Here is a 14,242-nt window from a genome sequence, read left to right as displayed (position 1 = left end):
GCTCAGCCTCCGATCGCCGCGGCCGGGTCGACCGCGAGCGCCAGGCGGATCGAGACGATGCTCGACAGCACGCAGATGGCGAGGACGACGCAAAAGCCGATGATCGAGTCGATCGGCACCAGCAGGACGTACTTCGGGAACAGCGGTGCGGCGAAGGTGGCGGCGATCTTGCCGACGACGAAACCGATCACGCCGAGCACCAGCGCCTGCTGCAGGATCATCGCGGCGATGGTGCGGTTGCGGGTGCCGATCAGCTTGAGCACGGCGATCTCGCGGATCTTGTCCATGGTCAGGGTGTAGATGATGAAGGCGACGATGGCGGCGCTGACTGCCGCCAGGATGACGAGGAACATCGCGATCTGCTTCGCCGAGGTGGCGATCAGCTTGCCGACCAGGATCTCTTCCATCTGCGCGCGGCCGTAGACGGTGACGCGCTGCCAGCGCCGGATCGGTTCGGCGACCTCTTCGACGCCGTACCCGGGCCGGATGCGCACGAGAACGGCGTTCACGGAAGGATTGCTGGTCTGCGCGGCGATCACCGCGTCGAGCAGGCCGGGGACGCCGGGGCGATTGAAGGCGGGGTTGGCTTCGCTGCGCCGACGCTGCATGAGCACGGCGTCGTTGTCCTTGAGGAACTGCGCTTCCTGCGCGTCCTTCAGCGGGATGAAGATCATCGGGTCGCCGCTGGCGGAGACCATGCGCCGGGTCAGACCGACCACAGTGTAGTGGTTGCGCCGGATCTTCACGACCTCGCCCAAGCGAAGGCCGCTGGCCAGGTCGGCGACGGCCTCGTAGTGGCCGCGGGTGATCTGGCGGCCGGCGGCGAGCTGCGGCGGCCAGCCCGGCGTCCCGGGGCCGCCGGCGGCGATGCCGACGACCATGGCGCGCACGTCAACACGCGCGCCACCTGGCTCGGCTTCTCCCCTGCCGACCTGCATGGTCAGGTAGGTGACATTGGCCGCCTGCGCGACGCCCGGCATGGTGCGGATGCTGCGCCACAGGTCGTCGGGGATGCTCGAGGACTCGGCGTAGGGGCCGAGGGTGTCGCGCTGCACCACCCACAGGTCGGCGCCGCTGTTGTCGAGCAGGACCCGGCCGTCGTCGACCATGCCGCGATAGACGCCGGCCATGGTCAGGGTGACGCCGATGAGCAGGCCGAGCCCGACGCCGGTGAAGATGAACTTGCCCCAGGCGTGCAGGATGTCGCGCCCGGCCAGGCTGATCATGGCGCGACTCCGGGCAGGCGCTCGACGACCCTGATCCGGCTCCCGGCGCCGAGCGCCTTCTCGCTGTAGACGACGATGCGCTCGCCCGCGGCGAGTCCCTCGACGACCTGGACCCGGCCGTCGAGGTCGGAACGGCCGAGGCTCACCGGCGCGAACGCGAGGTCGCCGTCGACGACCTTCCAGACGCCGCGGCGGCCGTCGACGACGCGGAGCGCGGCGTTGGGAATGGTCGGCGCTGCGGGCAGCGGTGAGAGCTGAACGGTGATTTCAGCGAGTTCGCCGAGGGGCGGCAGCGGGCTCGGCGGGGCGTCGAAGACGATCTTGGCGACGGTTTCCTCGGTGATCGCGTCGGCGCGCGGCTCGATGCGCAGGACGCGGCCGGCCAGCGGCTGGCTGTGCCGCGAGCGCAACACGAGCTGCGCCGGCAGGCCGGCGGCGAGTCCCTCGGCGCTGATCTGGTCGAAGCGAGCGTCGACCCACAGGCTGGCGGGGTCGATGACCTCGACCACCGCCTGCCCGGCGACGACGGTGGTGCCGGGGTCGGCATCGCGCGAGGCGACGAGCCCATCCACCGGCGCGATCAGGCGCAGGTTGCCGCGTTGCGTGCGCAGTGCCGCCAGTTCGGCACGCAGGCGCACGGTGTCGTCGCGCGCGGCGGCCAGCGCGGCGTCGGCGACGGCGTGCTCCTGCCGCTTCATGGCGACTAATTCCTCGCTGGCGACGCGCGCGACGCGCAGCTGTTCCCAACGCCCGGCCTGTGTCTGCGCAAACGACTGCCTGGCCTCGGCCTGGCGCAAGACCGCTTCAGCCGCCTTGAGCGCCGCCTGCTGGGCGACGATGCGGTCGTCGAGGTCGACGGGGTCGATCTCGCCGAGCACCTGCCCCGCCTTGACGGCGTCGCCGACATGCACGTCGAGGTGCTTGAGGCGCCCGGCGAAGGTCGGGCCGATCTTGTAGGTGAAGCGCGCCTGCACGGTGCCGATGCCGGCCAGCGCCGGCGCCACCGGCTTTGACTCGACCATGACAACGGTCACCGCAACCGGCGCCAGCGGCCCCGAGCGCAGCGCGACGTAGATGAACAGCAGGAGCAGCGGGAGGAGCACCGCGAGGAGCGCCAGCGTGCGGCGCTTGAGGCCTGGCAGTTTCATGCGGCCTCCCGGATTCCCTGGCGATAGATCGCGAACACCCCCGGCGCATCGCGGCGCAGGCGGGCGGGATCGCCGGCGATCATCGACTGCATGACGAGGCCCTGGATCGAGCCGAGGAAGAGGACCGTCGCCGCTTCGACGTCGAGTCCCGCGGCGAGCTCGCCCTGGGCGACGCCTGCATCCAACAGCGCGCGGACGCGTTCCCCGTAGCGCTTGATCACGGTCTGTACCATCTTCTTCGGCAGCGTCTCACCGAGACGCTGCAATTCACCGAAGAGCATGCGTGGCACGCCGGGACGGTCGGCGACGAAGTCGATGTGCGCCATGAACACCGCCTCGAGTGCGGCCAGCGGCGAGGCGCTGGTCTGCGCAGCCCGATCGACGCGCGCGAGCAGTCGCTCCGCCACCCAGGCCATCACCGCCTCGAGGATCGCGTCCTTGCTCGGAAAATGGCGGAACAGCGCGCCCTGGGTCAGGCCCATGCGCTGCGCAATGGCCGTGGTGGTGATGTCCGCCGGATTCTGTTCGGCAGCCAGCTCGATCACCGCCTCGACTGTGGCCGCCCGCCGCTCTTCGGCTGGGAGGTGCTTTTGACGCTCGCTCATGGGGTTCGCCAGAAGTAAGTAATCTATTACTAGCTTAGCAGAGAGTCGCCACAGTGCAAGCGCAGAATCAATGGGATTAATGAGGGCGACGAAAAAATTATGGGGACAGTACACTTAATTCTCCGAATTAAGTGTACTGTCCCCATAATTGCAGAATTTGAAATTATTTGAACGGAAAGGCGATGATGGCCTTGGCGATCCATTCGTCTTCGGCGTTGCGCATGCCGCGGCCGATGCCGAAGTTCAGGTCGATGCCGTGCGTCTCGACGTCGACGACGGCATAGAGGTCGTGCGACATCTCCTGAGCCGAGGACAGGTGATGCAGCGGACCGTAACCTCCGTAGTACTCGAGGCCGGCGTTCACGCCCTCGACGACGCGGTGCGTGAGCTTCACGGCCGGCTCGAACACCGGCCGGCGGCTGACGTTGCTCGACAGGTCGGCGTTGACGATCGGGTTGAAGGAGAACAGCCAGCGCTCGTCGCGATAACCGATGATCGGGCGAAACTCGACGCCGGCGGCGCTCTGCGAGATACGGCGCACGGAGTAGCCGAGCTCGGTGTTGAGACCCCAGAAGAAGCGGTCGCCCTCCTCGCGCGGGGCGATGTACTTCAGGCGAAAGCGCAGGCCGTTGCCGTAGAGATCGCCGTCGGCGCCGAGCGCCAGTGGCAGGTAGAGGCCAGCCTCGAGCGTCTTGCTGATGCCGTAGGAGAACTCGGGCGTCACCTGCAGCCGGCGCTCCGATGCCATCTCGCCGGGGTAGCTCGGCGCGACGCGGCCCTTGGGCACGTGGTTGACGTGCACTTCAACACCGAACTCCCCGGGGTCGTTCATCTCCTCCGTGTAGACCTGGATTTCGTCGGGAGCAGCCCGCGCAGCGAGGCTGGCCAGGGTGAGCATCGCCAGCGTCAGGAGACGCAGCCCGCGCGACAGACGGGGGAGTACCGGGGAAGACATTACGAAGTTCCTGTGGATGACATTTAATAACAATCATTATCATCCATAAACCACGTGAATTGCAAATCATTCGCGTTTGCAGGGCGACGGTGCGGCGTCGGTCAATGCGCCCTCGAGCCAGCGGTCGAGCGCCTCGGCGTCGATCCCGCCCTCGGCCAGTGCCGCCTCGCGGAGCGAGATCCCCTGATGGTGGGCGCGATGCGCGATCGCCGCAGCGCGGTCGTAGCCGAGCTGCGGCACCAGCGCGGTGACGAGCATCAGCGAGGCGCCGGCGAGTTCGCGGATGCGCTCGCGCTCGGCCTCGATGCCGCGCACGCACCAGCGTTCGAAGCTCACCATGGCGTGGGCGAGGAGGCGCAGGCTGTGCAGGAAGTTGCGCGCGATCAGGGGCTTGTAGACGTTGAGCTCGAAGGCGCCGGAAGCAGCACCGAAGCCGAGCGCGACGTCGTTGCCGAAGACCTGGCAGCAGACCATGGTCAGCGCCTCGCACTGGGTCGGGTTGATCTTGCCCGGCATGATCGAGCTGCCCGGCTCGTTTTCCGGCAGGCGTAGCTCACCGAGTCCGCAGCGCGGGCCGGAGGCGAGCCAGCGCAGGTCGTTGGCGATCTTGAACAGCGCGGCGGCCAGCGTCTTCAGCGCACCATGGGCGGCGACCAAGGCTTCGTGACCGGCGAGCGCGGCGAACTTGTTGCCGGCGCTGACGAAGGGCAGCCCGAGGCGTCCGGCGAGCGTCGCGGCGACGCGCTCGCCGAACTGCGGGTGCGTGTTCTGGCCGGTGCCGACCGCGGTGGCGCCGATCGCCAGTTCGTGCAGACCCGGCAGCGTCGCGGCAAGCGCGCGTTCGGCGTGCTCGAGTTGCGCGACGTAGCCGGAGAACTCCTGGCCGAGGGTCAGGAGCGTCGCGTCCTGCAGGTGCGTGCGGCCGACCTTGACGATGTCGGCAAAGGCGACGGCCTTTTCCTGGAGCGCTTCGCGCAGGCGGTATAGCGCCGGCAGCAGCTCGCGCGCAAGCGCGCCGGCGGCGGCGACGTGCATCGCCGTGGGGAAGACGTCGTTGGACGACTGGCCGTGATTCACCTCGTCGTTGGGGTGCACGCACCTCGCCTCGCCGCGTGCGCCGCCGAGCAGCTCGGAGGCGCGGTTGGCGAGCACCTCGTTCACGTTCATGTTGCTCTGCGTGCCGGAGCCGGTCTGCCAGACCACGAGCGGAAACTCGTCGTCGTGACGGCCGCCGAGGACTTCGTCGGCAGCAGCGACGATGGCCGCGGCCTTCGCCGGGTCGAGCAGTCCGAGTTCGCCATTGACCTTCGCGGCCGCCCGCTTGACCTCGACCAGCGCCATGACGAGCGGCAGTGGCATGCGCTCGTCGCCGATGTGGAAGTGTTCGAGCGAGCGCTGCGTCTGCGCGCCCCAGAGGCGATCGGCGGCGACCTCGACACTGCCGAAGGAGTCGATTTCCCGGCGTGTTCCCGCTGCGCCGGCCCTTGGTGCGGCCGGGTCGGCGGCAACTGCGGGGCAGTCGGTCTCCGGTGCGTATGGCTGTCGTGGCTCTCGTGGCGGACGCTGGGTCATGGGACTCTCCTCGGCTGCAATGGGGAATGGCCGCGCCGCCTAGCCAGCTGGTGTCTCACGGCGTCGCTGCGCAGTGACGGACGGCAGCGGGCACGCGTCGGGGGCCGTGTCGCCTGCCGCATGGTCTCCGGTTCCCGCCGGCGGCAGCACCGCATAATATACGGAATGAATGAAACGCGGCGCCTGGCCGCAGGTCGGACCGGCCGGCTACCCAGGCCTCCGCGACTCCGCAAAGGATCCGCCCATGCTGCACCGCCACCGGGAACGCCATCGCACCGAGCGCATCGGCTGGCTGCGCGCGTCGGTGCTCGGCGCCAACGACGGCATCGTGTCCACCGCCAGCCTCCTGATCGGCGTCGCCGCCGCCGATGCCTCACCGGAGACGCTGCTGCTCGCCGGGCTTGCCGGCCTCGTCGCCGGAGCGATGTCGATGGCGGCCGGCGAATACGTCTCGGTGCGCTCGCAGGCCGACGCCGAGGCCGCCGAACTGGCGGTCGAACGCCGCGAAATCGAGGCCGACCCGGCCGCCGAGCAGCGCGAACTGGCAGCGATCTACGTCGCACGCGGGGTCGACGCCTCGCTCGCCAACGCGGTGGCGGCGCAGCTGATGGCGAAGGATGCGCTCGGCGCGCACGCCCGCGACGAACTGGGCATCACGGAGACGCTTTCGGCGCGCCCGATCCGGGCGGCGCTGAGCTCGGCGGCGAGCTTCGCCGCCGGCGCGGCCTTGCCGCTGCTGGCCGTCTTGCTGGCGCCACAGACGCCGGTGCCGCTGATCGCCGGCAGTTCGCTCGTCTGCCTTGCCCTGCTCGGCGCCGCCGCGGCACGCGCGGGCGGCGCACCGGTGCTGTCGGCAAGCTGGCGCGTGGTGTTCTGGGGCGCGCTGGCGATGGCGATCACCGCCTCGGCCGGCGCGCTGTTCGGCGCCGGCTGAGCAAGCGTCAGCGGCGACGAAGGCCGCCCGCGCGCGGACGCCCCGTCGGTCAGGCCAGGCCTTCGGCCTTGAGCACGGCCTGCACTGCCGGACGAGCGGCAACGCGCGCCTGATAGGCGAGCAGGTTGGGCCAGCGGGCGAGGTCGAGCTTGATGTACTTCGCCCAGGAGAGCACGGTGAACAGGTAGGCGTCGGCGACGCTGAAATCGTCGCCGAGCAGGAAGGACTTGCCGGCCAGTTGTTCGTCGGTGTAGCCCAGGCGACGCTCGATGTTGGCGAGCGCGGCGCCCTTCCAGTCGTCGCCCGCCGTCGGATTGAAGAAGGCGCCGAAGGACTTGTGCAGCTCGGTGCCGATGAAGGCGAGCCAGGACTGCAGGCGATAGCGCTCGATCGTCGCGTTGGCCGGCGCCAGCTTCTGCGCGGGGACCTGGTCGGCCACGTACTGCAGGATCGCCGGTCCCTCGCTGAGCACCTCGCCGCTGTCGAGCCGCAGCGCGGGAACGTAACCCTTGGGATTGATCACGAGAAAATCGTCGCCCGACGCGGTGATCTTGGTCGCCAGATCGACCGCTTCGGTCTGATAAGGCAAGCCGGATTCCTCCAGCGCGATGTGCGAGGCGAGCGAGCAGGAGCCGGGTTTGTGGAAAAGCTTCAGCATGAGGTTCCTCTTTCACGAACTTGGTTGCGGGCGCCCATAGCATAACGCAGGCGCGGGCATTGCCTCAAAATTGAGCAATCGGGAATTTCCCTTTGCCGGCAGGCAGATGCGCCGCTTGTCCAGGGTTTGTCCACAGGCTTGCCCAGGTTTTCTGTGGGGAAATCGCCCTGGAAACCACAGTCCGACAGGCCCCGATGGCCGAGGGCGATCTCCGCGCCATCAGTTCAATGGACGCGCAGCTTCGCGGCTTACGCCGCTCCCACCGGAATCGCTCCCAGCAGAAGCGGCTCCGCGAGAAGCGTGGCCGCAAGAAGCCGCGCCCGAACGAAAGGCGCTGCCAGCGCAGCCTGCCGTTAGAGGGCCGGCAGGCCCGAAGCGAGGACCTCCTGCGCTGCAGTCATTGCCTCAAAATTGAGCAAGCGGGAATTTCCCTTTGCCACCAGGCAGATGCGATGCTTGTCCAGGGTTTGTCCACAGGCTTGCCCAGTTTTTCTGTGGGAAAGCAGGGTCAATAACGCGAGCCGAGCCGGCGCGCAGCTCCAGCACCGCGGGTCGACCGCCTGCGCCAGCAGGCGGGCATCTGCAACTCGGCGCTGTAGAGCGGCTCCCGCCTGGCGTAGACCTGCTGCACGAAGGCCCAGCGCTCACGCTCCTCCTGGGTGATACCGGCAATCTTCTCAAACCATTCCTGGATGCTCGCCATGATCGGGCTCTCCTCTGTGGGTCAATTGAACTTGCAGCACCTGAGTGAAGAATAGCCAGTTACTGTATTTTTGTACAGTATTTTTACGATAATCTGGCGGGCGGACCGTAGGCGGCCATGAAGACCTCGACGGCACGGGCGGTGAGCGCGCGGATCTCCTCGGTGCCGACCTCGCCGAGCAGTTGGAACAGGAAGCGGTCGATCAGTTCGGCTTCGAGCAGGGCGTAGAGCTGCCGGGTCATCACGTCGGGGTCGGCCTGGCGCAGCTTGCCGGAAGCCATCGCCGCGCGCAGGAAATCGCTCATCAGGTTCTGACTGCGCAGCACGCCGCGTTCGTAGGCCAGCCGGCCGAGTTCGGTACGACCGGACTCGGCGATCGCCAGATGGCGCTGCGTACGGATGCCCGGCGAGTAGAGGAAGCCGAGCAGGCTTTCGCCGAAGTGCCGCAGCGACGCGGCGATGTCTTCACTCGCCGGATCGATGGCCCGGTGCGCAGCGGCGAACTCGGCTTCGGTGATCCGGTCCATGACCTCGAAGAAGAGCACCTCCTTCGACGGGAAGTAGTTGTAGAGCGTCGCCTTCGATCCGCCCACCCGCGCGCAGATTTCCGACATCGAGGTGCGCTCGAAACCGGCTTCGCCGAACATCTGCTCGGCGATGTCGAGGATCGCCTGACGCCTTGCTGCGGACTTGGTCTTCATCTGGTTCAATCCCATAACTGTACTGTACTGTACATTCTACCCTTCACCCGCTATAATGGCTAGCTAATACTGAACTGTACAGTACATATATGAACAAGGAAGACCGCATGCGTCCCCCATCGACTTCACCCGCGGCCCGCTTGTCCGTCCTGGTGCTCGCGCTCGCGCTCGGTGGCTGCGCGCAGTTGCCCGCTCAGTTGTCAGAACTCGGCCAGAGGCCCGCCCTGAAGCCTGCCACCGCATGGCAGTCGACGGCTTCGCTGGCAGCGCCGGCGATCGACTGGCCGGCCGAGCGCTGGTGGCAGGACTACGGCGACGCACAACTCGACGCGCTGATCGACGAGGCCTTGCGCGACTCGCCCGACATGGCGGCCGCGGGCGCCCGTCTGCGCCGCGCCGAAGCCTTCGGCCGCGTCGCCGGTGCAACACTGCTGCCGCAGGTCAGCGCCAACGCGTCGGTGAGCGAGCAGAAGCTGAGCTACAACTACCTGACACCGCCGGCCTTCACCCCGCAGGGAACGAACGATTACGGCCGCGCCACGCTCGACTTCAACTGGGAGCTCGATTTCTGGGGCAGGAACCGCGCCGGACTCGCGGCGGCGACCTCGCAGGTGGAGGCGAGCCGCGCCGAACTCGCGCAAGCGCGCCTCACCCTCGCCGCCGCCGTCGCCGCCAGTTACGCGGAGCTCGCGCGCCTCTTCGCCGACCGCGATACGCTGGCGCGCTCGGTGGAGATCCGCAGCACCACGCTGTCGCTGTTCGATGAGCGTTTCCGGAACGGTCTGGAGACGCGCGGCAGCGTGAGCGACGCCAGGGCGCGCCTGGCCGCGGCCGAGGGCGAGCTGCTCGCGATCGACGAGCAGATCGGCCTGCAACGCAACCGGCTCGCCGCGCTGGTCGGCGCCGGTCCCGACCGCGGCCTGTCGATCGCACGTCCGCAGGTCAGTCTCAAGGGCGGGTTTGGCCTGCCCGCCGAACTCGCTGCGAACCTGCTCGGCCGCCGTCCCGACCTCGTCGCCGCGCGCCTGCAGGCCGAGGCGCAGGCGAGCCGCATCGAACAGAAGAAGGCCGAGTTCTACCCCAACGTGAACCTCTCGGCCTTCATCGGCGTGCAGGCGCTGGGCCTCTCAATGCTCGACAAGAGCGGCTCGAACATCGGCAGCATCGGGCCGGCGATCTCGCTGCCGATCTTCACCGGCGGCCGCCTGCAGGGCGAGTTGCGCGGCGCCGCGGCCGCCTATGACGAGGCGATCGCCAACTACGAGCGCACGCTGACGCAGGCGCTGGAGGAAGTGGCGAGTACCGGACTCAGCCAGAAGGCGCTGGCCGGACAAGTGCAGAAGGCGAAGGAGTCGGTCGCCGCTGCCGGTGAAGCGCATCGCGTCGCCCGCAATCGCTACGAAGGCGGACTCGCCACCTATCTCGAAGTGCTCCATGCCGAAGACGGATTGCTCTACAGCCAGCGCACGCTCGCCCGGCTGCAGTCCCGCGCCTTCACGCTCGACGTCGCGATGAAACGCGCGCTCGGCGGCGGCTGGCAGGCGAACACCCTCTAATTGCGCAAGGATTCCCAAATGTCTGACACCTCGAACATCGCCAACCCGCAACAATCGCGCAAGAAGGCGCTGATCACGCTGGCCGCCGTCGTCGGCCTCTCCGCCGTCGGTGGCGGCGCCTGGTGGTACGCGCACGCCGCCAACTTCGTGTTCACCGACAACGCCTACGCGGCGGTCGAGATCGCGCAGGTCACCCCCTCGGTCGCCGGGACCATCAGCGAGGTGCTGGTGACCGACACGCAGGAAGTGAAGAAGGGCGACGTGCTGGTCAGGATCGACCCGACCGACACGCGTCTGGCGCTGGCGCAGGCAGAGGCCGATGCGCAGCGCGCGCTCGCCCAGCGCGCCGCCGCCGAGTCCGAACTCGCGCGCGCCACGATCGACTTGCAGCGTCGGCAGGCCCTGGTCGGTTCCGGATCGGTGTCGGGCGACGAGCTGACGCGCGCGCAGAACGCGCTGACGACCGCGAAGGCCAACCTCGACGCCGCCAAGGCGGCGGTGGCACAGACGCAGGCGCGCGTCGAGCAGGCGCAGGTGGACCTCGGTCGCACCGAGGTCAGGGCACCGGTCGACGGCGTCGTCGCCAAGCGCCAGGCCCAGCTCGGCCAGCGCGTCCAGGCCGGCTTCTCGCTGCTCACCGTGGTTCCGGTGCACGAGATGCACGTCGACGCCAACTTCAAGGAAGTGCAGCTTGAAAAGGTCCGCGTCGGCCAGCCGGCCATCGTGCATGCCGACATCTACGGTAGCTCGGTGACCTACCACGGCGTCGTCGAGGGCTTCTCCGGCGGTTCGGGGGCGGCCTTCGCGGCGATCCCGGCACAGAACGCGACCGGCAACTGGATCAAGGTGGTGCAGCGCCTGCCGGTGCGCATCAAGCTCGACCCGGCCGAACTGCAGGCGAACCCGCTCAAGGTCGGCCTGTCGATGAACGTCGAGATCGATACCCGTAGCGACGGCCGGTGAGCGGAGCCCGAGAATGAGCCAGGCACAGGCTTCCGTATCTGCCCCCACTCCCCCGTTCGGCGGCAACGCGCCGCTTTCCGGCGGCATGCTCTGGCTCGCCGCGCTGGCGCTCGCGGTCGCCAACTTCGTCGCCGTCCTCAACCTGACGATCGCCAACGTCGCCGTTCCGAACATCGCCGGCAGCCTCGGCGCGACCACCAGCCAGGGCACCTGGGTGATCACCTCCTACGCGGTCGGCGAGGCGATCACGGTGCCACTGACCGGCTGGCTCGCCGCACGCTTCGGCGCGGTGCGCGTCTTCGTCGGCTCGGCGATCGCCTTCGCCGTCTTCTCGGCGATCTGCGGGCTCGCCAACTCGCTGGGGCTGCTGGTCGTCGCGCGCATCTTCCAGGGCTTCTCCGGCGGCCCGCTGATGCCGCTGTCGCAGACGCTCCTGATGCGCATCTTCCCCAAGGACAAGGCAGCCGCAGCGATCGGCCTGTGGTCGATGACGACACTGGTGGCGCCGGTGGTCGGCCCGATCCTCGGCGGCTGGCTGTGCGACGACTACAGCTGGCACTGGGTGTTCATCATCAACCTGCCGATCGCCCTCGCCTGCGCCGTGTTCTCGTGGAAGCTCCTGAAAGCGTATCGCGAGGCTCCCGTGCGCAACCCGATCGACGTCGTCGGCCTCGTCCTGCTGATCGTCTGGGTCGCCGCGCTGCAACTGATGCTCGACGAGGGCAAGGACCTCGACTGGTTCGCCTCGACCAAGATCGTCGCCCTCGCCATCACCGCGCTGATCGGTTTCGCCGCCTTCGTCATCTGGGAGTGGTACGACGAACATCCGGTGGTCGACCTGCGCGTCTTCCGCCACCGCGGCTTCAGCGCCAGCGTGCTCACCATCAGCCTGGCCTTCGCCGCGTTCTTCGGCGTCAGCGTGCTCACGCCCTTGTGGCTGCAGAACTTCATGGGCTACACGGCGACGCAGGCGGGGCTCGCCACCGCCTGGACCGGGGTCACCGCCTTCTTCGTCGCGCCGATCGTCGCGCAGGCGGCGAGCAAGGCAGACCCGCGCAAGCTGGTCTTCGTCGGCGTCGTCTGGATGGGCGGGGTGACGCTGTGGCGGGCCATCGCCACCACCGACATGGGCTTCTGGGACATCTCGATCCCCCTGCTGGTGATGGGCTTCGCGCTGCCCTTCTTCTTCATCCCGACCACCGGGCTGGCGCTGGCCAGCGTCGAGGAGCGCGAGATGGATTCGGCGGCGGGACTCATGAACTTCCTGCGCACGCTGTCGGGCGCGTTCGCGACCTCGGTCGTCACCACGGCCTGGTCGGACGGGATCACGCGCAACCACGCCGAACTCGTGGGCATCTCCGACAGCGACCGGAGCGTGCGCAACATGCTCGACCAGTCCGGGATGGCGCCCGATGCGGTGAACCAGGCGCTCGACTACCTGATCACCGGACAGAGTGTCATGCTCGCCACCAACCAGTTGATGTGGGCGATCGGCATCGCCTTCCTGGTCGCCGCCTCGGTCATCTGGCTGGCGCCGAAGCCGAGCCGCGTCATCGACCCGGCCGCCGGCGGCGGACACTGACCCGGCCAATCCACCTACCCGTGAGGATCGCATGTTCAAACACCTTCTCGTTCCCACTGACGGTTCCCCGCTGTCGCAGGAGGCCGTGACCCGGGCGATCTCCTTCGCCCGCGAGGCGGGCGCCCGCATCACCTTCTTCTGCGCCGAGAAATGGATGCCGAAGATGTACCACGGGATGGGCGCCATCTTCGACCCGCACATGCCGAGCGACCTGCACAAGTCGGCCGACGAGGGCGCGCACGCGATCCTCGACGCCGCCGAACGGGAGGCGCAGGCGGCCGGGGTCGACTGCAGCAAGCTCGCGCTCGCCAGCGACCAGCCTTACCTCGCGATCATCGAAGCCGCCCGGCGCCAGGAATGCGATCTGATCTTCATGGCCTCGCACGGCCGCCGCGGCGTCGGCGCACTGCTGCTCGGCAGCGAGACGCAGAAGGTGCTGTCGCACTCGACGATCCCGGTACTGGTGCACCGGTCGCCACGTAACGCGGCGCAGTAGGCGCCCGCTCGCCGGCCGGCGCTGCCCCATGCCATGCAAGGCACTCTTTTGTGGCTTCCAAATTAACGATCATGGCGAGTCGTGCGCCCCCCTGAGCACGAAACGCAGCCATTCGCTGCCGTCATTGCGAGGCGCGTAGCGCCGTGGCAATCCACTTCGTTTTTCCGTCTCCTCGACCTGCACGATGCGAGACCTACGTACTGGATCGCCACGCCCTTCGGGCTCGCGATGACGTTACGGTCTAAGACACTCTGCATCCACTCCCGGCACTGTCGTCATTGCGAGGCGCGTAGCGCCGTGGCAATCCAGTTCGTTCTTCCGTCTCCTCGACCTGCACAATGCGAAACCTACGCACTGGATCGCCACGCCCTGCGGGCTCGCGATGACGGTTACGGTCTAAGACACTCTGCATCCACTCCCGGCACTGCCGTCATTGCGAGGCGCGTAGCGCCGTGGCAATCCAGTGCGTTCTTCCGTCTCCTCGACCTGCAGAATGCGAGACCTACGTACTGGATCGCCACGCCCTTCGGGCTCGCGATGACGTTACGGTGTAAGACACTCTGCATCCACTCCCGGCACTGCCGTCATTGCGAGGCGCGTAGCGCCGTGGCAATCCAGTTCGTTCTTCCGTCTCCTCGACCTGCACGATGCGAGACCTACGCACTGGATCGCCACGCCCTGCGGGCTCGCGATGACGTTACGGTGTAAGACACTCTGCATCCACTCCCGGCACTGCCGTCATTGCGAGGCGCGTAGCGCCGTGGCAATCCAGTGCGTTCTTCCGTCTCCTCGCCCTGCACGATGCGAGACCTACACACTGGATCGCCACGCCCTGCGGGCTCGCGATGACGTTACGGTATAAGACACTCTGCATCCACTCCCGGCACTGTCGTCATTGCGAGGCGCGTAGCGCCGTGGCAATCCAGTTCGTTCTTCCGTCTCCTCGACCTGCACAATGCGAGACCTACGCACTGGATCGCCACGCCCTGCGGGCTCGCGATGACGGTTACGGTCTAAGACACTCTGCATCCACTCCCGGCACTGCCGTCATTGCGAGGCGCGTAGCGCCGTGGCAATCCAGTGCGTTCTTCCGTCTCCTCGACCTGCAGAATGCGAGACCTACGTACTGGATCGCCACGCCCT

Annotated in this window: 13 protein-coding genes; 5 read left to right on the top strand and 8 right to left on the bottom strand. The window is 67.8% G+C overall.

What is annotated here, in order from left to right; genetic code table 11:
• Positions 1 to 2: 2 nt before the first annotated feature.
• The 5 genes from CCR84_RS09840 to fumC form a co-directional block, all read right to left on the bottom strand.
• A complete protein-coding gene (locus CCR84_RS09840; RefSeq protein WP_201211774.1) occupies positions 3 to 1,226 on the bottom strand; it encodes an ABC transporter permease in 1,224 nt (407 codons plus the stop codon).
• Positions 1,223 to 2,374 carry an efflux RND transporter periplasmic adaptor subunit gene (locus CCR84_RS09835; RefSeq protein WP_201211772.1) on the bottom strand — a complete coding sequence of 384 codons (1,152 nt, stop codon included), beginning with the start codon at positions 2,372 to 2,374 and terminating at the stop codon, positions 1,223 to 1,225. The genes CCR84_RS09840 and CCR84_RS09835 overlap by 4 nt, the downstream gene beginning before the upstream one ends.
• Positions 2,371 to 2,979: a TetR/AcrR family transcriptional regulator gene (locus CCR84_RS09830; protein WP_201211770.1), complete on the bottom strand. Its 609-nt coding sequence runs from the start codon at positions 2,977 to 2,979 to the stop codon at positions 2,371 to 2,373. Before CCR84_RS09830 ends, CCR84_RS09835 begins: the two co-directional genes overlap by 4 nt.
• 163 nt (positions 2,980 to 3,142) lie before the next feature.
• Positions 3,143 to 3,934 carry a hypothetical protein gene (locus tag CCR84_RS09825; protein ID WP_201211768.1) on the bottom strand — a complete coding sequence of 264 codons (792 nt, stop codon included), beginning with the start codon at positions 3,932 to 3,934 and terminating at the stop codon, positions 3,143 to 3,145.
• Positions 3,935 to 4,000: 66 nt separating this feature from the next.
• Positions 4,001 to 5,506, bottom strand: coding sequence for a class II fumarate hydratase (gene fumC / locus CCR84_RS09820; protein WP_201211766.1), 1,506 nt, complete (start codon positions 5,504 to 5,506; stop codon positions 4,001 to 4,003).
• Between the two features lie 244 nt (positions 5,507 to 5,750).
• On the opposite strand from fumC, the gene CCR84_RS09815 reads away from it, so the two are divergent.
• On the top strand, positions 5,751 to 6,440 hold the full coding sequence (locus tag CCR84_RS09815; RefSeq protein ID WP_201211764.1) for a VIT1/CCC1 transporter family protein: 690 nt from the start codon (positions 5,751 to 5,753) through the stop codon (positions 6,438 to 6,440).
• A gap of 49 nt (positions 6,441 to 6,489) precedes the next feature.
• Here the strand turns inward: CCR84_RS09815 and gstA are convergent, their stop codons facing one another.
• From gstA to CCR84_RS09800, 3 genes are all read right to left on the bottom strand, one after another.
• Complete coding sequence (gene gstA, locus CCR84_RS09810; RefSeq protein ID WP_201211844.1) at positions 6,490 to 7,095, bottom strand: glutathione transferase GstA; 606 nt, start codon at positions 7,093 to 7,095, stop codon at positions 6,490 to 6,492.
• 511 nt (positions 7,096 to 7,606) lie between these two features.
• Positions 7,607 to 7,801, bottom strand: a complete 195-nt coding sequence (locus tag CCR84_RS09805; protein ID WP_201211762.1) for a hypothetical protein — start codon at positions 7,799 to 7,801, stop codon at positions 7,607 to 7,609.
• Positions 7,802 to 7,884: 83 nt separating this feature from the next.
• On the bottom strand, positions 7,885 to 8,502 hold the full coding sequence (locus CCR84_RS09800) for a TetR/AcrR family transcriptional regulator (RefSeq protein ID WP_201211760.1): 618 nt from the start codon (positions 8,500 to 8,502) through the stop codon (positions 7,885 to 7,887).
• Between the two features lie 107 nt (positions 8,503 to 8,609).
• Between CCR84_RS09800 and CCR84_RS09795 the strand changes: the two genes are divergently transcribed.
• Genes CCR84_RS09795 through CCR84_RS09780 form a run of 4 tightly spaced genes read left to right on the top strand, consistent with a single transcriptional unit; the run spans position 8,610 to position 13,099 of the window.
• Positions 8,610 to 10,058, top strand: coding sequence for an efflux transporter outer membrane subunit (locus tag CCR84_RS09795; protein ID WP_242508651.1), 1,449 nt, complete (start codon positions 8,610 to 8,612; stop codon positions 10,056 to 10,058).
• Positions 10,059 to 10,076: 18 nt separating this feature from the next.
• The gene (locus tag CCR84_RS09790) at positions 10,077 to 11,021 is read left to right on the top strand and encodes an HlyD family secretion protein (protein WP_201211757.1); all 945 of its coding nucleotides are present in this window, start codon (positions 10,077 to 10,079) and stop codon (positions 11,019 to 11,021) included.
• 13 nt (positions 11,022 to 11,034) lie between these two features.
• Positions 11,035 to 12,603, top strand: a complete 1,569-nt coding sequence (locus CCR84_RS09785) for a DHA2 family efflux MFS transporter permease subunit (protein ID WP_201211755.1) — start codon at positions 11,035 to 11,037, stop codon at positions 12,601 to 12,603.
• A 31-nt stretch (positions 12,604 to 12,634) separates the two neighbouring features.
• A complete protein-coding gene (locus CCR84_RS09780; RefSeq protein ID WP_201211753.1) occupies positions 12,635 to 13,099 on the top strand; it encodes a universal stress protein in 465 nt (154 codons plus the stop codon).
• Positions 13,100 to 14,242: the final 1,143 nt, after the last annotated feature.

Source organism: Rhodocyclus purpureus (assembly GCF_016653115.1).
GTDB classification, from domain to species: domain Bacteria; phylum Pseudomonadota; class Gammaproteobacteria; order Burkholderiales; family Rhodocyclaceae; genus Rhodocyclus; species Rhodocyclus purpureus.
The sequence above is the reverse complement of the archived record's forward strand: the minus strand, read 5'-3'. Positions and strand labels throughout refer to the sequence as shown.